We start from the raw sequence: 18,660 nt of genomic DNA, 5'->3' as shown, positions 1-18,660 counted from the left end.
ACTTCCTTTCAAAAAATGGGGAATTACAGCAGCTCAGCGAAGGTCTGGATACGGGTGCGCAGCTGCTCCACGCTGGAGCTCTGCTGGTCAATGCTGACGGTGGTGCAGTGCACCCCGGCCTGTCGCAGGTCGTTTTCCAGGAAGGGCAGGTCGTACTCCTCCGGGTCGCAGAACTTCATCAGGCCGGTGAGGACACCCTGAGCCCCGGTCTCCTGGCACATTTTGGCCAGCATCTTCCCTCTGGGCTTGTCCAGCTCATGAATCAGGCTGCACCCGTACCGGACGTTCCACTGAAGGGCCAGCCGCTTCAGCCCGCCGCCGCCCTTGAGGGGGGTGTCGGTGCGGTACTGGCGGCTCTCCTGGGCCAGGTCGTCCCCCACCACGGCCAGATCGTTGTCGGCCAGAATGTCCAGCACCTCGCCGGGCTCAAAGGCAATGCCGGTGAGCAAAACCTTTTTGCCGGTCCAGTTGTGGACGGGCTGCTCCTTCAAAGCGGCGGTGATTTCCTTCACAATGGCGGTGTGCTCCCCCTTCTCAAAGAAGAAGGCGCTTTTAAATACGGTGTGGCGCACACGGGGGGTAATGACATCCAGGTGGTCGTTGGCCGTCTGGGCAAACTCCCGCATGGCGGCGTTGTGTTCGTTGTACACCTCAATGGTGCGGCACAGGGCTTTTTCGTTCATCATCTGGCCGGTAATGGTGCACAGCATGGTGAGCACTGTCTCATACTCGCTGACCAGGTAGTCCACGCTGGCGGGAGAGGTGCGGTTCTGGGGATAGACAATGGGGATCATGGGGATGGAGGTCACGCCGAAGCGCCAATTCTGGGTCATGCACCGCAGCGTGTCGCAGATGGCGGGGATGATGACCGCCGACAGCCCCTCATAGACCCCGTTCAGTCCAAACTCCAGGTTGGCCTGCATAATGGGGCAGGCGAAGGCGGGCAGGTAGCTGGTCACCTTCTGGAATTCGGTCTGGCCGCCCCACAGGCCCATGGGGACCATACCGGAGGCGTGGACCAGCTCCTCAGGGGTGTAGGGGGCGAAGCAGCCCACCACCTTTTTGCCCTGCTTTAAGTAGTAGTCCAGCTGCTGCCTGGGGTTGTCACAGGCCGCCTGAAGACGGGCCAGATTTTCACGCAGTTCAGCCATTGGTCTTCGCCTCCTTGTTCTGCTTCATTACTTCCACCAGGCCCTGGATGCGGGTTTCAAACTGGGCCTCGCTGTAGTTGCGATAGTCCGCCTGATCGCCGTCGAAGGAGGTGAAGGGGACTCCCGCCTGTTCGGACAGCTGGCGCTGGACCTCCATCATCTGGCAGTCCATCACTTTGCAGCTGCGGTTCACGTGGTAGATGGTGCCCTCACAGCCAAACTGTTTCAGGGCCTCCAGGCGGCGGGAGATCATGGTGGTGGCGTTGTCTCCGTTGGTGGAGGCAAAGCAGTAGGCGCGGGCCATGCCGTCCAGGTCCTCATACTCAATGGCCCAGGCCTTGCCGTAGCTGGAGGCCACCATGTTGATGCCGTACTTTTTCAGGGTGCGCAGATTGTGGCTCAGGTAGGGCCAGCAGGCGATACCGTCCCAGGACACCCGGAACTCCTGCTCCACGGGGAAGGTGGAGGTGCCGTTTTTAATGTGCTCCTCCATCTCAGCGTTGAGCTGCTCCATAATGGCGGTGGTGGATGTCTTGCCCCGGTTGCACACCATGGCGGACATGTAGTTGAACAGCTCAAAGCCGCCAATGGGGGCGGGCTTGTGGTCCAGCAGGCCGTTGGCCCGCTCCCACAGGTAGCTGTTGCGCTGGGAGATGGCCATGACCTCCTTGAAGCGCTCCTCATCCCAAGTCTTGCCGGTAAAAGCGCACAGGTCCTGAATCAGCTGGTCAATCTGGGCTCGGACATAGCGCACCCGTGTCTCGGTGACATAGTCGAAGGGGTTGTAGCAGGTGTCGATAAAGAAGATGGGAATATTCATCTGGCGGGCCAGGTTCTCATACCACTTGGTCAGCTGGTTGCAGATGTTGTTGGTCAGCAGCAGAAAGTCGGGCTTGACCATCTTGCCGCCGTCGGGCAGCTCAATCTCGCTCTCGTCGTTGAGAACGGCGGCGTAGGCCAGATTCAGCTTGGCGTAAGCACACAGGTCGTTGGAGTAGCCCAGAGGGCCCTCGCACTCCTGGAGGAAGGGGTCGGCCTGGTGCCGGGCGGCGATACCGGCGGCGTGGTTTTCAGGGTAGAGGACATTCAGCCCCAGGGTCTCGGCAATCTCCTGGGGGAAGATGGAGGCGGACCAGCCCACCTTCTCTCCCCGCTCCTTGGCCAGGCGGGCGTTTTCAAACAGGGCTGTGGTCTGCTCACCGATCATCAGCATGGACTTAGGCTTGGGCCGTTTGGGCTTGGGAGGGGGCGCGGTCTGCTCCGTCCCGGGATTGACAACAGGTTCACTCATAATTGCGTCTGCCTTCTTTCAAGAAAATTAGCGGATTTCTTTGGCCTCATACATCTCGGCAATCTTTTCATCAGAGTAGCCCAGCTCCTTGAGCACCTGGGCGGTGTCCCGTCCGATAGGGCCGGAGGTCTGATAGCTGAACTGCTCGGGGTCCACACTGCCAAAGTGGACAGGGCCGTTGACAAAGACGGTTTTGGTGCCGTCGGGATACTCATAGTTATGGACGTAGTGGTTGGCAATGGCCTGGGGGTCGTTGGGTACGTCCTTGAAGTGGCGCAGAACCTCGTGGGGCAGGTCGTGCTCCTCCAGAATCTTGTCCCAGTAGTCCACGGGGTGCTGGGCGAAGACGCCGTCGAAGATACGGGTCAGCTCGGCCTTGTTCTTATAGTAGGCCTCAGAGGTGGAGTACTTGGGGTCGGTGGCGATCTCAGGCATGCCAATCAGCTCACAGAACTCGGGGAAGCGGCGGTAGTCAATAACGGCCAGGTAGAGCCACTCGCCGTCGGAGCCCTGGTAGGTGTTGCTGCCGGCGTGGCCGCAGTCGTAGCGGTCACGGGGGAGTTTGCGGCCGTTGAAGCCGTTGAGGATGCCGGTGCTGCCGATAAAGGAGCCGATCTGGAGCAGAGAGACGTCCACTTTATCGCCCAAACCGGTGCGCTCCCGGCGGAACATGGCGGCGGCGATACCGCCGGCCAGGGCCACAGCCACGCTGTGGTCGCCCACGCCGCCAATGGGCACCAGGGGTCCGGCGCCGGCGGGAGGCAGGTCGGCCATCAGGCCGGAGCGGGAGAAAAAGGCGGTGTAGTCATAGCCGGGGCGGTCCTTGTCCGGGCCCTTGTCGCCGTAGCCCAGCACGGAGGCGTGAATCAGCTTGGGGAAGCGGTCCTTCAACTGTTCATAGGCCAGACCCATGCCCTCCAGGGCCTGGACCCGGTAGTTGGTTACTAGGATGTCTGCCCCCTCCAGCAGCTTAATCATGGCCGCATGGCCCTCGGGGGTGCGCATGTTCAGGCCCACAAAGCGCTTGTTCAGATTCTGCATATCAAAGTTGGGGTTGGCGTCGGGGGTGCAGGGGGACATGGTGGTGCCCGCCTGCTTGCGCCAGGCGTCGCCGTTCATAGACTCCACCTTGATGACGTCGGCTCCCCACTCGGCCAGGATACGGCCTGTCATGGAGGCTGCCAGCATGGTGGACAGCTCCACAACTTTAATTCCTTCAAATGGTTTCATAATGATCCCCTCTTACTAAATTATTTTCCTGTAAACTGGGCGGCCCGCTTCTCCAGGAAAGCGGCGGTACCCTCTTTCCGGTCCTCGGTGCTGAAGGCGATAGTCTGGGCCAGCCGCTCGATCATCAGGCCGGTGTTGATGTCGGTCTCATAGCCCAGATTGATGCACAGCTTGGCCAGATTGGTGGCCATGGGGCCCTTTTTCATGATCTGAGCGGCCAGATCCTTGGCGCAGGCCATCAACTCCTCCTCGGTGTCTTCAGTCACGTGGTTCACCAGGCCAATGGAGGCGGCCTCCTCGGCGGAAATAATGCGTCCGGTGAAGATCAGCTCCTTGGCCCGGCCCAGGCCCACCAGCCGGGCCAGACGCTGAGTGCCGCCGGCGCCGGGCATGATGCCCAGGCCCGTCTCGGGCTGGCCGAACTTGGAGCGCTTGGTGGCCACCCGGATGTCACAGGACATGGCCAGCTCACAGCCGCCCCCCAGGGCGTAGCCGTTGATGGCGCAGATGGTGGGCTTGTACAGGTCCTCCACCATTTTCAGGCAGATGGTGGCGGTGCCCTCCATCTGCTTGAGGTAGTCCCGGTCATGAATCTCCCGGATATCCGCTCCGCTGGCCAGGGCCTTGCCGCCCTTGCCCGAGATGATAACCACCTGGACCTCCGGGTCGCTCCCCGCCCGCTGGACCGCGCCCTGGATATCCCGCCACATGGCGGGGCTCAGGGCGTTGCGCACGTCGGGGCGGTTCAGGGTCAGATACAAAATACCGTCCTCTACCTCATAGAGGATATTTTCAAAATCCATGGATCAGCAAACAGTCCCTTCTTAATCAGATAAACATGAGGACGGGCCGCCGCTCCCCTTCGCTGATGCGGAGGTGCGGCGGCCCGTGAAGCTCTGCAATAGCTAAAAGGCGTTATTTACAGCATAAACGCGGTTACAATACTGGCAACGGCCAGACCGGTGATAACGGGGATAAAGTTTTTCCGGACCAGCTCCGCGGGAGATACTCCCGCCACGCCTGCGCTGGCCACAGCGCCAAAGGCCCAGGCGCTCAGACAGCCGCCGCCAACCCAGATGGCAGATACCTGGCCCAGAGCGGCCAGCATGGCCACATCATAGCCCAGAGGGCCGCCCAGAGCGGCCGCCAGTCCGGCCACCAGAGGCACACCGGAGAAGCCGGAGCCGTCCAGACCGGTGATGCCGCCAATGATGGCAATACCAATGGACAGGGTGATGGGGTTCAGAGGCAGAACATTCTGCATGGCGTTGCCCAGATCAAACAGGAAACCGGGAGCTCCCTCGCCCAGGATGCCGGGGGCGGTTTCCGGATTGCCCAGGAAGAAGAAGGCGGCAATGGGAATCACCACGGCGAAGATCTTGATGGAGAACAGCATACCGGTGCGCAGATAGTCGCCAATCTTCTCCAGGAAGGTTTTGCGGTCGGTAAACAGGCAGATCAGGATGAGCAGCATGGAGGCCGCGCCGCCCAGCAGGGCGGTGGCGTCGCCGCCGAAAATTTTGGACATGCTGGGGATGGCGGCGCCGGCAATAATGCGCAGTACAATGATAAAGAACACAATAGGGACGATTACGGCAAACGCCTTGGCGCACTTGGGGGGATTGGCCACCTCAGCAGCCTGCTGGGCCTGCTCGCCCTCCGCGGGGACGTAGCGGGTAGTAATCTCCTTGCGGTACATGACCACAGTGATCACGATTACTACCACGCCGGTGATGGTGGCCAGAATGCCGCCATTGGCCACAACGGTGGGCAGGTCGGCGTTGGAGGCGCCGGCGGACAGGGCGGGAGCGCCCTGGAGCACCAGGTCACCGGACAGGGCCATGCCGTGGCCGGCGATATTCATGGCGATACAGGCCATCATGGGGGCCAGGCCCGCCTTCATGGCAATGGGGATCAGAATCGTGCCAACCAGAGCGGTGGCGGGGGTGGGCCAGAAGAAGGAGGCGCAGATATACATCACAACGGCAATCACGAAGAAGGCCATTGTGGGGCTTTTAATCAGCTTGGTGGCCGGGGCAATCATCATTCGGTCCGCCCCTATGGCCTCCATGGCTTTCAGCATAGCCACCATCAGCGCGATAATCAGCATGATATCAAACAGGTCTCCGCCCGCCGCCATCATGCCGTTGAACACGGCCTGGGCGCCGCCGATCAGGCTGAAACCGCTGTAGCAGAAGCCCAGTACAAACAGTCCGACGATACAGGGCACCACTACGTCGTGCTTCATAATCATCAGCGCAATGACAACCACAATGACCGCCAGGTAAATATAATGCATATAAGTTAGCTCTATCACGTAGGCCACATCTCCCTTAAATTATAGTCAGTGAATTTGTTTTCATGTATCTCCTAACATAAATCAAGCCAGTTTTTTGGAGAACACACCGGTCAGACCGGTCTTGTCTACCTTGTCCTTGATGGTAGCGATATCGGTGGTGTACAGGCCCTGCTCCTGCATCCGGTTGAAGTAGACGGAGCCGGAGAAGGTGTACTTTTTGGTCATGCCCTCCTCGGTGTCCATCACCTGGCGGACATAGGAGATGGCGTCGCCCACGGTCAGAGTTTCGGGCAGGACCAGCAACTCCTGACCCAGGGCATAGCGCACCGCATTGTGGCCGGCCAGAGTACCGGTGACAATGGCCTCGGTGTGGCCGACCAGCAGTCCGGCCTTCTCACCGCCGCAGAACACGTTGTCCAGGCCCTTAACCTTCAAAGCGTCGTCCCGGGGAGCCAGCGCCATGTAGCGCATGGAGTTGCCCTTGCCGCCGGCGTAGGGGTCCTCATACCGGGCGTTCTCAAAACCGGGAACCTGGTGCAGCTGCTCCAGGGGGTAGTAGGGGGTCATCAGCTTGGCGTGGCCGGTGTCCAGCAGGATGATGTTCTCGTTGAACTCCTTCAGCGCGTACTGCTGGCAGGCCTTCTTGGCCAGGGCACCCTCGCCCTTGCGCAGCTCCTCAGGCAGGGGGATGACAGCCACGCCGGTGTTGTTCAGCATGTCCACAATCTCCTTGCTGAGAGACTCCTTAAACAGCTTGCAGGAGCCGCTCATAGCGCCAATGGTGCCGTCGGCCTTTTTGCCCTGCTTCTCGGGGACGCCGGCCTTGCCCACCAGGCTCACACGGCCGCCGTAGGAGGGGCAGCGCAGCACGCACATGGCACAGCCGTTGCCGTACTTGCCGCAGTTGCCCATAGGACCGGCGCTGCCGGTGGCGTCAATGAACACATCACCGGTAATCTTCTCGTCGTCGTCCAGGATGACGGCGGTGATCTTCTCGCCGTCCATCTCCACGTCCTTCATCCGGGCCTGGAGGCGGACCTCAATGCCCTTGCTCACCAGAAGATTGCGGATGGCGGGCTCAATGAGGGCGATGTCATACAGGCTGGCATGCTTGTGGCCGGGGAACTCGATATTTTTGTGGCGGCAATTTGCGTCAATGGTCTCAAAAATCTCGTTTCCGCCCAGAGCGATCATCTCCTCTGTGGCGGTGAAACGGCCGTTGTTGCGCATGATGCCACCCACCAGACCAGTACCCAGCAGCATGTCGGTACGCTCCAGAACAGTGACCTCGGCGCCTGCGTTGCGGGCGGCGATAGCGGCGCCGGAACCGGCCCAGCCACCGCCTACGATGATAACCTTCATGTCTTTTTTCCTTTCTTCTGCCTTATATTTACAGGGACAGGGAGGTGTTCCCTGTTTGTGCTCTCGATTATTCCCCTGTGGACAGCCGCTCAGCGCAGCTCGTCCACAATCTTTTGGGCAAAACCACCCAGCTCATTGTTCTGGTAGGCGATTATCACTCCGGGCATCAGGCAGCCCGCCGCCGCCCGGATCATGGGCGCGGGGACATCCAGACCGGCCAGCTCCTTCTCCAGAGCCACCGCAGCAGCCAGGGCCGCCCGGGTGGCGCGGGTATTGATATCCCGCACAGCAATGGGGTCACCGGCCATCGTCTCCAGGCCGGGCAGGCTCTTCTGGATCTGCTCCAGCACCTGGCCGGGGGCCTGAGCCACAACCGCCAGCCCTTTCAGGCCGTGGGAGATGCCAATGGCGGAGCCCACCAGCTTGACATTCAGCAGGTGGAGATGGGGGTACTGCTCCGCCAGCTCCTGGGGGATATCCCAGTTGGTGGAGAAGTTGAGGAAGATGTGCCCCTCAGGCAGCTGGGGACACAGGGCGGCAAACACCTCTTCACAGGCCCCGGCGGGGACAGCCGCCGCCGTTACCTGGCACTGGGCGGCGTCGGCCAGCCGGGTGGTGACGCCCAGCTCGGCCTGAGCCCGGAAGGGCTCCAGGTTTTCCGGGCGCATATCAATCACCAGCCGGGGTCCCGCAGCGGCCTGAAACAGCACCCGCCCCAGTTTTCCTGATCCGATCAAAGCAAAGCTCATGGAATATTCTCCTTTTCAAGTCTGGCCAGGGTTATTTCAGTCCCTTGACAAAGTCCTCCAGCCGCTTCAGGCCCTCCTGAATATCCTCGTCAGAGGCGGCGTAGGAGATGCGGATGAGGTTGGCGGTGTCGCCGTCGAAAGCGGCGGCGGGCACTGTGGCCACATACTTCTCCTCCAGCAGCCTGGTGGCAAAGTCCATGCCGTTCATCCCGGTGGCGGACACATCCACTGTCACGTAGAAGGCGCCCCTTGGGGTGATGGGGGTCAGGCCGGGGATCTTCTCCAGGCCGGCCAGAATGGCCTTGCGGCGCTGGGCGAAGGCGGCCAGCATGTCCTGAACCTCCTTCTCGGTCTGGAGGTCCTCCAGAGAGTCCACCAGTCCCTTCTGAATAAAGGTGGGGGAGCAGGTGGTGGAGTACTGGTGGACCTTGAGCATGGTGGAGACCAGGGCCTTGTCAGCAATCAGGTAGCCCAGCCGCCAGCCGGTCATGGCGTAGGACTTGGAGAAGCCGCTGACCACAATGGCCCGCTCCCGCATGCCGGGCAGGGAGGTGACCGAGACGAACTCCGCCCCGTCGTAGACCAGCCGGCTGTACATCTCGTCGGAGAGGACCAGCAGGTCGTGCTCCACCGCCAGCTTGGCCACCGCCTCCAGGTCCTCCCGGGTGTAGACGGCACCGCTGGGGTTGTTGGGGTTGTTCAGGATAATCATCTTGGTTTTGGGGGTGATCTTGGCCTGGATGGCCTTGGCATCCAGACGGAAGCACTCCTTGGGAGACAGGGGAACCTCTACCACCTCAGCCCCGGTGAACTTCACCAGGTTCTTGTAGGAGACAAAGGCGGGGGTGGGGATAATGACCTCGTCGCCCTGGCCCACAAAGGCGTGGATAGCGTTGTTCAGGGCCTCGGCGCCGCTGGAGGTGACAATAATCTCGGTTTCGGGATCATAGGCCGTGCCGGTGGTCTGCTCCATCATCTTGGCAATGATGGTCCGCAGGCCGGGAAGGCCGCGGTTGGAGGTATAATGGGTAAAATTCTCCTCAATAGCCTTTTGGGCGGCGGCCTTGATGGGGCTGGGGGTGTTGAAGTTGGGTTCACCGGCGCTGAAGGGGATTACCCTGTGGCCCTCGCTCCGGAGGGCGGCCGCCCGGTCCAGCACAGTGCGGATCAGGGAGGGCTCCAGCCGCTGCGCGCCCTGAGATACCATGTTTCTCATACCGGTCCGGCCTCCTCCTTGATTTCGTTGCGGCACTCGCCGGTGGCCTGATACTGGCGCAGATTGTCCAGGGTGACCTCAATCATGCTGTAGATGGCGCCGTCGGTGTAGAAGGCCACATGGGGGCTGTAGATGGCGTCCTCACAGGCCAGCAGGGCCTCAAACACAGGGTCGCCGATCTCGTCCAGGGTCTTCTTTTTGCGCACAAAGGCGGCCTCATCCTCATAGACGTCAAAGCCAAAGCCGCTGAGCTTGCCGCTCTTCAGGGCCTCCAGCACGGCGGCGTGGTCCACCAGGCCGCCCCGGGCGGTGTTGATGAGCACAGCGCCGTCACGCATCATGGACAGGGTCTCCTTGCCAATCACGTGGTAGCTGTCGGGGGTGAGGGGGCAGTGGAGGAAGATGATGTCGCTCTCACGGAGCAGCTGGTCCCGCTCCACATAGGTGCACAGCTTGGCGGCGGGCTCATTGGGATAGGGGTCCCAACCCAGCACCCTGGTGCCGAACCCATTGAGCAGGGTCATGGTGGTGCGGCCAATGCGGCCAGTGCCCAGCACGCCTGCGGTGAGCTGACCCAGCTGACGGCCCTTCAGGCCCTCCAGGGTGTAGTCCCCGGCGGCCAGCTTGGCGCTGCACTTCTTCTCATGGCGCAGCACCCGCAGGGCCATGAGAATGGTGTGCTCCGAAATGGCCTCAGGGGCGTAGAAGGGGACGTTGCAGCAGTGCATGCCGTACTTCTTCACGGCGGCGTAGTCCACATGGTCGCTGCCGGCGGAGCGGGTGGCTATATACTTTACGCCCTTTTTGGCCAGCATCTCCACCACCTTCTCATTGACCTGGCAGTTGGTCATCACAATGATGGCCTCGCAGTCCTGAACCTCGTCCACATTGCTCTCGTTCAGCGGGGCCTTGGCGAAATCGAAGGTGAGGCCGCCCTGCTTCTCCGCCTCATCATAGAGCCTCAGCTCGTCGGGCTGAGCTCCGTACACGCGTACTTTCATGCTTTAACCTCTTTTTTATTATTTATAGTTGAACTCGTGGCGGAAGAAATCCATCACGGCGGCAATGTCCTTGTTCTCCTCAAAGTTGTCTGACAGCTTGTTCACCGCATAGGTAATGGGGCGGTGCTCCAGTGTCTCTACAATGCCCAGAGCGGCCTGATAGCTCATACGCTCCAGGGCCTCGGTGGTGAAGGCGGCGGTATGGGGGGTGACGATCACGTTGTCCATGGACAGCAGGGGGTTGTCCTCCTTGGGCAGGTTGCCCTCGAACACGTCCAGAGCGGCGCCCCGCAGGCGGCCCTCCTGGAGCATACGGATCAGGGCGCTCTCGTCAATAACCTCGCCCCGGCCGGTGTTGATGAGGAAGGCGCTGGGCTTGAGCCAGGACAGCTTCTCCTCATCCAGCAGCTTGGCGGTGGAGCCGGTGCCAGGCAGATGAAGAGACAGATAGTCGGCGCTGGAGATGACCTTTTTCATATCGGGGGTCAAAAGGCCGAAGTCCATCTCCTGGTCTTTGGTGATGCGGCGGCTGTAGCCGATTACCTTCATACCCAGACCGTGGGCCGCCATGCGGGCCACCTGGGTGCCGATATTGCCCATGCCAATAATGCTCAGGGTCTTGCCGCTGACGTCGTTGCCGTAGACCTGGCGCACAGAGGTCATCTGGCCGTTTTTCAGTCCGTTGTTATAGGTGACGGACTGCTTGGCCAGCATGAGGATCAGTCCAATGGCATATTCGGCCACGGAGCGCTGATTGGACTCGGCGGCGTTGCAGATCTGGATGCCCCGGGCGGTGGCGGCGTCCACGTCAATGCCGTCTACGCCGATGCCGTGCATGGATACCACCTTCAGCTTGGGACAGCCGTCAAACACCCGGGCGGAGAACTTTCCGTTCCGGGTCAGCGCCCCGTCGCAATCCTTGCATTCCTCTAAGAGGGTCTCCTCTGAGGGACCAGTGCCCATGACCAGCTCATAGCCCTGTTCCCGCAGAAAATCCAGCCCTTTGTCATTTACTGCTTCGGTGATTAGTACCCGATAACTCATGATACTATCCCCTCCTTTCGTTAATATTCTATAAATATCACAAGAAATCGACAATGGACAAAGTGTGTATAATTTTGTGGTCATGGTCAACACTTTGTCTGTTCTAACCATTTGAAATGGAGGGAAAATGTGCTATAATTATTAACACTGTACAAACATGAAACGGGGGAAAGGATGCCGGTATGTCTATTACCATTCAAGATCTTCTTCAGCAGAAAATTTTCCCTGGGGTTGCGGTGGTAGCCGGAAGCAGGGGAATCCGGAACGAGATTCTCTGGATCAATATCATGGAGATACCGGATACCCCCAAAACGGTGCAGCCCGGTGAGCTGCTGCTTACCACCGGCTACGGCCTGGACAATGAATGCCTGTATAAGGATTTCATTCCCGAGCTGGCCAAACGGGGCGTGTGCGGAATCGCCATCCAGGCGGGGTACTATATCGATGCCATCCCCCCTTATATCCTGGACCAGGCGGACGAGCTGGACTTCCCTGTGCTGCTGGTGCCTAAAAAGCTGACCTTCTCGGAGTTTCTCCACACAATGATCCGCATGATCGACCACAAGCCCAAGCGGGACTGGACCGACGCCATCCTGGAGCAGGCTCACGCCCTGCTGCTCTCCAGCCTGCCTGATGTGCTGAACAAGTCGGCCACAGAGGAGGAGCAGCAGAGCATTCAGGTGCTGCTGCTGGAGCCCGTCAACTACACCCAGGCGGAGGCGGCGGTGTGGCAGAAATGTCAGATGGAAATCTGGTCCTTTATCCAGGCCAACAGCAGCTTCTTTGTGGGGGAGAAGCTGTCACAGAACCGGTGCGTGTTTCTGATCTCCCACCCCACCCTCAGCAGCTTTTTGTCCATGTTTTACCGGCTCAGCATTAAATTCACCCTTTTGTCGGAGGATTTTGGGGCCAACTACTACCTGGGGGCGGAGGAGCTGCGCCGGGACGCCAGCCCCTTGGCCGCCATCAGCCACGCGGTGGAGGCGCTGGCCACCCTCCAGCTGATTAAGGCCCGGCGGGGAGTCTGCTTCTACGGACACATTGAATTTTTAAAGATATTCGGCCAGATTCACCGCAAGGAGAGCTCTATCGTGCTGGACAACCAGCACCTGCAAATTTTACTGAACTACGACCGGGTCAACAGAACCAACTATGTGCAAACCCTCCGGGTCTATCTCTCCAACAACTGCAACATGACCCAGACAGCCCGTCAGCTCTTTCTCCACCGGCACACTCTGATTAACCGGCTGGAGAAGATTGAGGAGATCAGCGACCTGCGGCTGGATGACTACTACAGCCGCCTCCACATGTCCATCTCTTTGCTGCTGCACGACTACTTTGTCTACTGAGCCGCCTTACAAAGTGTATCAAAATTCTTTGTTTTTTCGACAAAGTGTACCATGCGGCCAATTATGCTTTGACTTTTTTTGAAGAGTTTGCTAAAAATATAGTCGAAGATTCACCGCAAAGGAACTCTCCAGGTCTGAAATGAAGAAAGGAAGATCACATATGACAGCAATTAAGGGTGGTTATACCAATTATGGACAGGATATCGGCATTCTCATGATGCGCACCGTTTTCCCACGACTGGTGGGGGATATTGGCAACGCCAGGACCTTCTCCATGCCGGTCCGGTATCAGATTGTGGATGTGGACCCCCTCAATATGACGGAGAAGAACGCGGACAGCCGCCTGCTGGCCCCCTTTATTGAGGCCGCCCGCCAGCTTGAGGCCGAGGGCTGCAAGGCCATCGCCACCAGCTGCGGCTTTTTGGCCGGCTTCCAGCGCCAGCTGGCCGACGCGGTCAATATCCCCGTGTTTACCTCCCCCCTGATTCTGGTCCCCATGATTTACACCGCCCTGAGCCGCAAGCGCTCTATCGGCATCCTGTCGGAGTACGCCCAGGGCATGAACGAGCAGTACTTCAACCAGGCGGGCTGGTCCTCCAAGAATATCCCCGTCCATGTCAGCGGGCTGGAGGCCGACTCCGCCTTCTCCCAGATGATTATCGCCGACAATCCGGAGGGCAACTGGGAGCCCATGGCCGCCTGCATCCGCGAGATGACCGAAAAGCACATGGAGCAGTACCCCGACACCGGCGCCCTGGTTTTAGAGTGCGCCAATTACGCCCCCTTTACTCACATGATTCAGCAGATTGCCCAGGTGCCGGTGTTCGGCATGAACCAGCTGCTGGAGTATATCAGCACCTGCGTAGACGCCCCCATCTATCCCCACAATCCTCTCTATTGATTTGCCCCTGAAAGCTGCGAAGGGCCCCCCGGTTTCGTCCGGGAGGGGCCCTTCCATTTTTTTGTGATGTCTACCGCGCCACAAAGACCATGACGCTCCGTCCCCGTATGACGGTCTGGTTTCCGGAGACGGGTTCGGGTGACTGCTCCGCCTGCCAGGTGTCCACAGCCTTCTCCCAGTACATGGAGGCGGGCAGCTGAGGCAGAGTAATGCTCAGGTCCTCCCACCAGGCGTTGGAGGCCACATAGACCACCTGGGGCCCGGTATCCCGCTCCCAGCCGCTGAACATGACGCCGATATAGCGGTCGTGGCCGTCAAAGGGCCGGTCCCGCCAGGGCGTGACCCCATGGAAGCTCACCTCCGGGAAACCGCAGGAGCCGTCCCCGGTCCGGGTGCGGAGGACCCGCCACCGCTTGCGGAAGCCGGTCATATATCGGAAAAATTCAAACATGTCCCGGTTGCGCTCCAGCCGGTTCCAGTCCAGCCAGGAGATAATGTTGTCCTGGCAGTAGGCGTTGTTGTTGCCCATCTGGGTATTGCAGAACTCGTCCCCGGCCAGGAACATGGGGATGCCCCGGCTGCACATGAGCAGGGCAAAGGCGTTGCGGCACATCCGGCGGCGCAATGCGTTGATCTCCGGGTTGTCCGTCTCCCCTTCCGCGCCGCAGTTCCAGCTGTTGTTGTCGTTGGCGCCGTCGGTGTTGTTCCAGCCGTTGGACAGGTTGTGCTTTTCGTTGTAGCAGTACAGGTCCCACAGGGGGAAGCCGTCGTGGCAGGTGATAAAGTTCACCGAGGCGTTTGCCCGGCCCTGGTTGGCGTACATATCCTCCGAACCGGCAATGCGCAGGGCGGCCCCCTGGGCGCAGCCCTCATCCCCTTTCAAATAGCGGCGGATGTCGTCCCGGTAGCGGCCGTTCCACTCCGCCCAGCGGTTCCAAGCGGGGAAGCTGCCCACCTGATACAGCCCGCCGGCGTCCCAGGCCTCGGCAATGAGCTTCACATTACCCAGGATGGGGTCAAAGGCCAGGGCCTGGAGCAGAGGGGGCGCCCCCATGGGGGAGCCGTCCTCACTGCGGCCCAGAATGGAGGCCAGATCAAAGCGGAAGCCGTCCACCCGGTAGGTGGTGACCCAGTAGCGCAGGCAGTCCAGAATCATCTGGCGGACAATGGGGTGGTTGCAGTTCATGGTGTTGCCGCAGCCGGAAAAGTTATAATAGTGTCCGTCGGGGGTGAGCAGATAGTAGATGTTGTTGTCAAACCCCTTAAAGGAGAAGAAGGGGCCCTTCTCGTTTCCCTCGGCGGTGTGGTTGAAGACCACGTCCAGATAGACCTCAATCCCCCGCTGGTTGCAGGCCTGGATGAGCTGCTTGAGCTCGTTGCCCTCCCGGTTGTACTCGGTGGAGGCGGTGTAGCTGGTGTTGGGGGCGAAAAAGCTGACGGTACTGTAGCCCCAGTAGTTGTACAGGGTATTGCCGTCCACCTCCCGGTAGTCCTGCATCTCGTCAAACTCATAAATGGGCATCAGCTCAATGGCGTTGACGCCCAGGTCCTGTAAATAGTCCAGCTTTTCCATCAGCCCGGCAAAGGTACCCGGATGGGCCACACCGGAGGAGGGGTCCTTGGTAAAGCCTCGGACATGGAGCTCATAGATAATCAGATCCTCCATGGGGATGAGGGGCTGGGGCATGTCCGCCCAGTCGAAGTCGTCCTTCACCACCCGGGCTTTGTAGTGCTGGCCGAAGGGGGCCTTGGAGCCCCACTGGCTCTGGCCGGTGACCGCCTTGGCGTAGGGGTCCAGCAGGTATTTGCTCCGGTCAAAAATCAGGCCCTTCTGGGGGTCGTAGGGGCCGTCCACCCGGTAGGCGTATTCAAATTCCTCAATGTTCAGTTTGAATACAATCATGGAGTAGACATTGCCAATGCGGTAATGCTCCGGGAAAGGGAGAACAGCAAAGGGCTCGTCCTGTTCCCGGTGGAACAGGAGCAGCTCGATAGAGGTGGCCCCATGGGAGTGGACCGTGAAGTTAACGCCGCCGGGGATAGCGGTGGCGCCGTTGATCTCGTAGAAGCCCGGCCGGACATCAAAGCCGGCGATTCGGTTCAGTGGGACCAGATGGATGGTGCGGGGAAGGGCCATCTCTACAGAGCCCTTCGCCGGAGTGGAAGCGATGTTTGACATGGATCGATCCTCCTTATCCAAAATAGTGCTGTCTCCATTATACGCCTTTTTTTGGATTTGTCATTTCTTTTTATTCCGCCTTATATTTCAGTCTTTTTTATACTTGCGCCCAAGGACGAAGTTTGTTATAATTCAAGTAGTCTTCGGCGTGACGGTCCGGCAAGGGCTGCGCGGCGCAATGAAATCAAGTATGTAAGGAGCGATCGACTATGGGTTTTTTCGGAGGACAGACCAGGCAGGAGCCTATGACCACCCCCTCCTTTGAGGAGGAGACCTTTGAGGACGCTTTCGATTCCCTGCCCAAATTGCCTCAGCCCCAGGACAATACCATTATTGCCAAGGGGATCACCTTTATCGGTACAGTAGAGGGCGAGGGTATTGTTCAGATTGAGGGCCGTGTGGAGGGTGAGATCAAGCTGAAAGGCTCGGTTACCATCACCACTACCGGCGAGGTCAAAGGCCCCATCACCGCCGACTCAGTTCGGGTGGCAGGCGAGGTCCAGGGCAGCATTACCGCCCGGGACAATCTGTGTCTGGAGCGCACCGGCAGCATCCATGGCGACGTATCCACCTGCTCCCTGGTGGTGGAGAACGGTCGTCTGGACGGCAGCAGCAAGATGCTGGCCGCCCCGGAGCGGACCTTTGTGCCCGACCCCCCCGCTCCCCCGGTGGACAGCGTCGATCTGGAATTTGGCGCGGACTAAAATAGCGGCCCGAAGCGATCAGCTTCGGGCCGCTTTTTTATGCTTCCTTGATGCCGTGTTTTTCGGCGTAGCCGGTGAGAATCAGGGTAAGTGCTCCGTCGCCAGTGACGTTGCAGGCGGTGCCAAAGCTGTCCTGAAGGGCGAAGATGGCCAGCATCAATGCGGTGGCGTCACCGGAGGTGGCGGGGTCGGTAAACAGGATGCCGGTAATCAGGCCCAGAGAGGCCATCACTGTGCCGCCGGGGACGCCAGGAGCACCAATGGCGAAGATGCCCAGCAGCAGGATAAACAAAATCATGGAGCCCACACTGGGCAGCCTGCCGAAGAGAACCTTGGAGACGATCATGACAAAAAATGTCTCAGTCAGCGCAGAGCCGCACAGGTGGATATTGGCGAACAGGGGGATGCCGAACTCCACCATGTCAGGGCGGAGGGAGGGGCTCTTCCGGGCTCCGTCCAGGGCCACGGCCAAGGTGGCGGCGGAGGACATGGTGCCCACGGCAGTGAGATAGGCCGGGCCGTAGTACTTGACCACGTCAATGGCGCTGCGGCCGGAGTAGGCCCCGGCAAAGCCGTAGAGGACAGCCAGCCAGATGTAGTGGCCCGCCATTACAATCACAATGGCCAGCAGGAAGGCGGGGAACTGCTTGGTGATGGTGCCATCATAGCTAAGGCCGCAGAAGGTAAGGGCAATGAAGAAAGGCAGTACAGGGATTACCACCTTTTTCACCACGGACAGAACAATGTTCTGGAATTCGTCCAGAATGGCAATAACAGTCTTGGCCTTGGTCCATACGGCGGCCAGACCCACAAGGATGGAAAAGACCAGAGCGCTCATCACAGGCATGATCTGGGGAATATCCAGCTGGAAGGCTACGCCGGGCAGCTCTTTCAGGCCGTCCATGGTGGAGGCAATGGGCAGATGGGGAACCAGAATATAGCCCGCAGCCATGGACATCAGGGTGGCCAGCACGGTGCTGACATAGGCGATAACAATGGCCACCCCCAGCATCCGGGTGGCATTGGACCCCATTTTTGTGATAGAGGGAGCGATAAAGCCGATCACAATCAGGGGCACGCAGAACATGATGAGCTGATTGAGCACATACTTCAGCGTGACCACAATGGTCATGGCCTTTTCTGGCAGGAGCAGGCCGGCAATAATGCCGACGATGATCCCCACCAGCAGTTTCAGAGGCAGATTGTCAGATTTTTTCATAGTTTTCTCCTTTCCCTTGTTGCGGCACACAAACCCGCAAAGAATCATTTTGATTCTTTTGTAGTACTTTGACTATATTAGCACATCCTGGCAGAAAAAGCAACCGCTCAGGCCAGCAGGGTGTGTTCCGCAAGAATTTTAACGCCCATCCCAATGAGGATCAGTCCCCCCGCCAGCTCAGCACGGCTCTTATACCGGGCCCCGAAGACGGAGCCCGCCTTCACGCCTGCGGCAGACAGAACAAAGGTGGTCACGCCGATAAACAGGACGGCGGGTACAATGTCTACCTTGAGAAAGGCAAAGGTGACCCCCACGGCCAGGGCGTCAATGGAGGTGGCCACCGCCAGAGGCAGCATGGCCGCCGGGCCAAAGGAACAGTCCAGCTCCTCCGCCTGGCCGCTTCGGGACTCCCGCACCATGTTAAAGCCGATGAGCCCCAGCAGGAAAAAGGCAATCCAGTGGTCGATAGAGACAATCATTTGCTGAAAGCGCACCCCCAGCAGCCAGCCAATAAAGGGCATCAGGGCCTGAAAACCTCCAAACCATCCGCCGCAGGCCAGACATTGCCCCAGCCTGGGACGTTTTGTAGACAGCCCCTTACAGATAGACACGGCAAAGGCGTCCATGGACAGGCTGACCGCGATAATAAAAAGCTCATACAGCCGCATAACAAGTCCTCCCAAATTGTGTGAAGATAAGAAAAAAGACCCACCCGTCCCATGGACAGGTAAGTCTCGTCGTTTCAGGCCCGGCCAGGAGGGGTGTCCCTTCCAGTGTGTTGACCGGGCCGTACGCCAGGCGCACCGGCTACTCCCTTACGTTGGGTGCCAGTGTACCACAAAACAGCCGCCCTTGTCAACCTATTTTCTCAAATCAGAAAATATGACTGTGTAGGAGTACAATACATGTTGGACAAAAGAGGAAGAAAAAAGTAGAAGGATGAGGCCAAATCGGTTAAAGTTGAG

16 protein-coding genes are annotated in these 18,660 nt (G+C 59.3%); 3 read left to right on the top strand and 13 right to left on the bottom strand.

All coding sequences use genetic code 11. From position 1 onward, the window contains the following. Positions 1-23: 23 nt before the first annotated feature. From NFS22_RS03835 to NFS22_RS03790, 10 genes are all read right to left on the bottom strand, one after another. Positions 24-1,151, bottom strand: coding sequence for a 2-hydroxyacyl-CoA dehydratase subunit D (locus NFS22_RS03835; protein WP_251316452.1), 1,128 nt, complete (start codon positions 1,149-1,151; stop codon positions 24-26). Continuing rightward, the gene (locus NFS22_RS03830) at positions 1,144-2,442 is read right to left on the bottom strand and encodes a 2-hydroxyacyl-CoA dehydratase subunit D (RefSeq protein ID WP_251316451.1); all 1,299 of its coding nucleotides are present in this window, start codon (positions 2,440-2,442) and stop codon (positions 1,144-1,146) included. Before NFS22_RS03830 ends, NFS22_RS03835 begins: the two co-directional genes overlap by 8 nt. Positions 2,443-2,469: 27 nt before the next feature. Then, complete coding sequence (locus tag NFS22_RS03825; RefSeq protein ID WP_251316450.1) at positions 2,470-3,672, bottom strand: CaiB/BaiF CoA transferase family protein; 1,203 nt, start codon at positions 3,670-3,672, stop codon at positions 2,470-2,472. Between the two features lie 20 nt (positions 3,673-3,692). Next, a complete protein-coding gene (locus tag NFS22_RS03820) occupies positions 3,693-4,475 on the bottom strand; it encodes an enoyl-CoA hydratase/isomerase family protein (RefSeq protein WP_251316449.1) in 783 nt (260 codons plus the stop codon). A 116-nt stretch (positions 4,476-4,591) separates the two neighbouring features. Beyond that, positions 4,592-5,971 (bottom strand): hypothetical protein, encoded by a 1,380-nt coding sequence (locus NFS22_RS03815; RefSeq protein WP_251316448.1) that lies wholly within the window; start codon positions 5,969-5,971, stop codon positions 4,592-4,594. A gap of 81 nt (positions 5,972-6,052) precedes the next feature. Next, on the bottom strand, positions 6,053-7,426 hold the full coding sequence (locus NFS22_RS03810) for an FAD-dependent oxidoreductase (protein ID WP_338147939.1): 1,374 nt from the start codon (positions 7,424-7,426) through the stop codon (positions 6,053-6,055). Further along, on the bottom strand, positions 7,423-8,082 hold the full coding sequence (locus tag NFS22_RS03805) for an NAD(P)-binding domain-containing protein (RefSeq protein WP_251316446.1): 660 nt from the start codon (positions 8,080-8,082) through the stop codon (positions 7,423-7,425). The genes NFS22_RS03810 and NFS22_RS03805 overlap by 4 nt, the downstream gene beginning before the upstream one ends. 31 nt (positions 8,083-8,113) lie before the next feature. Further along, entirely contained in the window at positions 8,114-9,298 is a 1,185-nt protein-coding gene (locus NFS22_RS03800; protein ID WP_251316445.1) for a pyridoxal phosphate-dependent aminotransferase, read from the bottom strand. After that, on the bottom strand, positions 9,295-10,299 hold the full coding sequence (locus NFS22_RS03795) for an NAD(P)-dependent oxidoreductase (RefSeq protein ID WP_251316444.1): 1,005 nt from the start codon (positions 10,297-10,299) through the stop codon (positions 9,295-9,297). Before NFS22_RS03795 ends, NFS22_RS03800 begins: the two co-directional genes overlap by 4 nt. An 18-nt stretch (positions 10,300-10,317) precedes the next feature. After that, positions 10,318-11,343: a hydroxyacid dehydrogenase gene (locus NFS22_RS03790; protein ID WP_251316443.1), complete on the bottom strand. Its 1,026-nt coding sequence runs from the start codon at positions 11,341-11,343 to the stop codon at positions 10,318-10,320. A gap of 182 nt (positions 11,344-11,525) precedes the next feature. On the opposite strand from NFS22_RS03790, the gene NFS22_RS03785 reads away from it, so the two are divergent. Further along, the gene (locus tag NFS22_RS03785) at positions 11,526-12,692 is read left to right on the top strand and encodes a PucR family transcriptional regulator (RefSeq protein ID WP_251316442.1); all 1,167 of its coding nucleotides are present in this window, start codon (positions 11,526-11,528) and stop codon (positions 12,690-12,692) included. Between the two features lie 160 nt (positions 12,693-12,852). Then, positions 12,853-13,593 carry an aspartate/glutamate racemase family protein gene (locus NFS22_RS03780; RefSeq protein ID WP_251316441.1) on the top strand — a complete coding sequence of 247 codons (741 nt, stop codon included), beginning with the start codon at positions 12,853-12,855 and terminating at the stop codon, positions 13,591-13,593. A gap of 70 nt (positions 13,594-13,663) precedes the next feature. On the opposite strand, the gene glgX is transcribed toward NFS22_RS03780, so the two are convergent. After that, the gene (gene glgX / locus NFS22_RS03775) at positions 13,664-15,730 is read right to left on the bottom strand and encodes a glycogen debranching protein GlgX (protein WP_338147938.1); all 2,067 of its coding nucleotides are present in this window, start codon (positions 15,728-15,730) and stop codon (positions 13,664-13,666) included. Positions 15,731-15,981: 251 nt separating this feature from the next. Here glgX and NFS22_RS03770 point away from each other — a divergent pair, with 251 nt between their 5' ends. Then, a complete protein-coding gene (locus NFS22_RS03770; RefSeq protein WP_251316439.1) occupies positions 15,982-16,476 on the top strand; it encodes a bactofilin family protein in 495 nt (164 codons plus the stop codon). 37 nt (positions 16,477-16,513) lie between these two features. On the opposite strand, the gene NFS22_RS03765 is transcribed toward NFS22_RS03770, so the two are convergent. Both NFS22_RS03765 and NFS22_RS03760 read right to left on the bottom strand, forming a co-directional pair. Then, complete coding sequence (locus tag NFS22_RS03765) at positions 16,514-17,695, bottom strand: dicarboxylate/amino acid:cation symporter (protein WP_251316438.1); 1,182 nt, start codon at positions 17,693-17,695, stop codon at positions 16,514-16,516. 107 nt (positions 17,696-17,802) lie between these two features. Beyond that, positions 17,803-18,363, bottom strand: a complete 561-nt coding sequence (locus tag NFS22_RS03760) for a manganese efflux pump MntP (protein ID WP_251316437.1) — start codon at positions 18,361-18,363, stop codon at positions 17,803-17,805. Between the last annotated feature and the right edge of the window lie 297 nt (positions 18,364-18,660).

The organism is Flintibacter muris (assembly GCF_943192995.1).
Lineage (GTDB): Bacteria > Bacillota > Clostridia > Oscillospirales > Oscillospiraceae > Lawsonibacter > Lawsonibacter muris.
This window is presented reverse-complemented; position numbering and strand designations above follow the sequence as displayed.

Bases quoted from the DNA above. Each gene is read 5' to 3' on its own strand.
- NFS22_RS03835 (WP_251316452.1), bottom strand. From the start codon at position 1,151: ATGGCTGAACTGCGTGAAAATCTGGCCCGTCTTCAGGCGGCCTGTGAC.
- NFS22_RS03830 (WP_251316451.1), bottom strand. From the start codon at position 2,442: ATGAGTGAACCTGTTGTCAATCCCGGGACGGAGCAGACCGCGCCCCCT.
- NFS22_RS03825 (WP_251316450.1), bottom strand. From the start codon at position 3,672: ATGAAACCATTTGAAGGAATTAAAGTTGTGGAGCTGTCCACCATGCTG.
- NFS22_RS03820 (WP_251316449.1), bottom strand. From the start codon at position 4,475: ATGGATTTTGAAAATATCCTCTATGAGGTAGAGGACGGTATTTTGTAT.
- NFS22_RS03815 (WP_251316448.1), bottom strand. From the start codon at position 5,971: ATGCATTATATTTACCTGGCGGTCATTGTGGTTGTCATTGCGCTGATG.
- NFS22_RS03805 (WP_251316446.1), bottom strand. From the start codon at position 8,082: ATGAGCTTTGCTTTGATCGGATCAGGAAAACTGGGGCGGGTGCTGTTT.
- NFS22_RS03800 (WP_251316445.1), bottom strand. From the start codon at position 9,298: ATGAGAAACATGGTATCTCAGGGCGCGCAGCGGCTGGAGCCCTCCCTG.
- NFS22_RS03795 (WP_251316444.1), bottom strand. From the start codon at position 10,299: ATGAAAGTACGCGTGTACGGAGCTCAGCCCGACGAGCTGAGGCTCTAT.
- NFS22_RS03790 (WP_251316443.1), bottom strand. From the start codon at position 11,343: ATGAGTTATCGGGTACTAATCACCGAAGCAGTAAATGACAAAGGGCTG.
- NFS22_RS03785 (WP_251316442.1), top strand. From the start codon at position 11,526: ATGTCTATTACCATTCAAGATCTTCTTCAGCAGAAAATTTTCCCTGGG.
- NFS22_RS03780 (WP_251316441.1), top strand. From the start codon at position 12,853: ATGACAGCAATTAAGGGTGGTTATACCAATTATGGACAGGATATCGGC.
- glgX (WP_338147938.1), bottom strand. From the start codon at position 15,730: ATGGCCCTTCCCCGCACCATCCATCTGGTCCCACTGAACCGAATCGCC.
- NFS22_RS03770 (WP_251316439.1), top strand. From the start codon at position 15,982: ATGGGTTTTTTCGGAGGACAGACCAGGCAGGAGCCTATGACCACCCCC.
- NFS22_RS03765 (WP_251316438.1), bottom strand. From the start codon at position 17,695: ATGAAAAAATCTGACAATCTGCCTCTGAAACTGCTGGTGGGGATCATC.
- NFS22_RS03760 (WP_251316437.1), bottom strand. From the start codon at position 18,363: ATGCGGCTGTATGAGCTTTTTATTATCGCGGTCAGCCTGTCCATGGAC.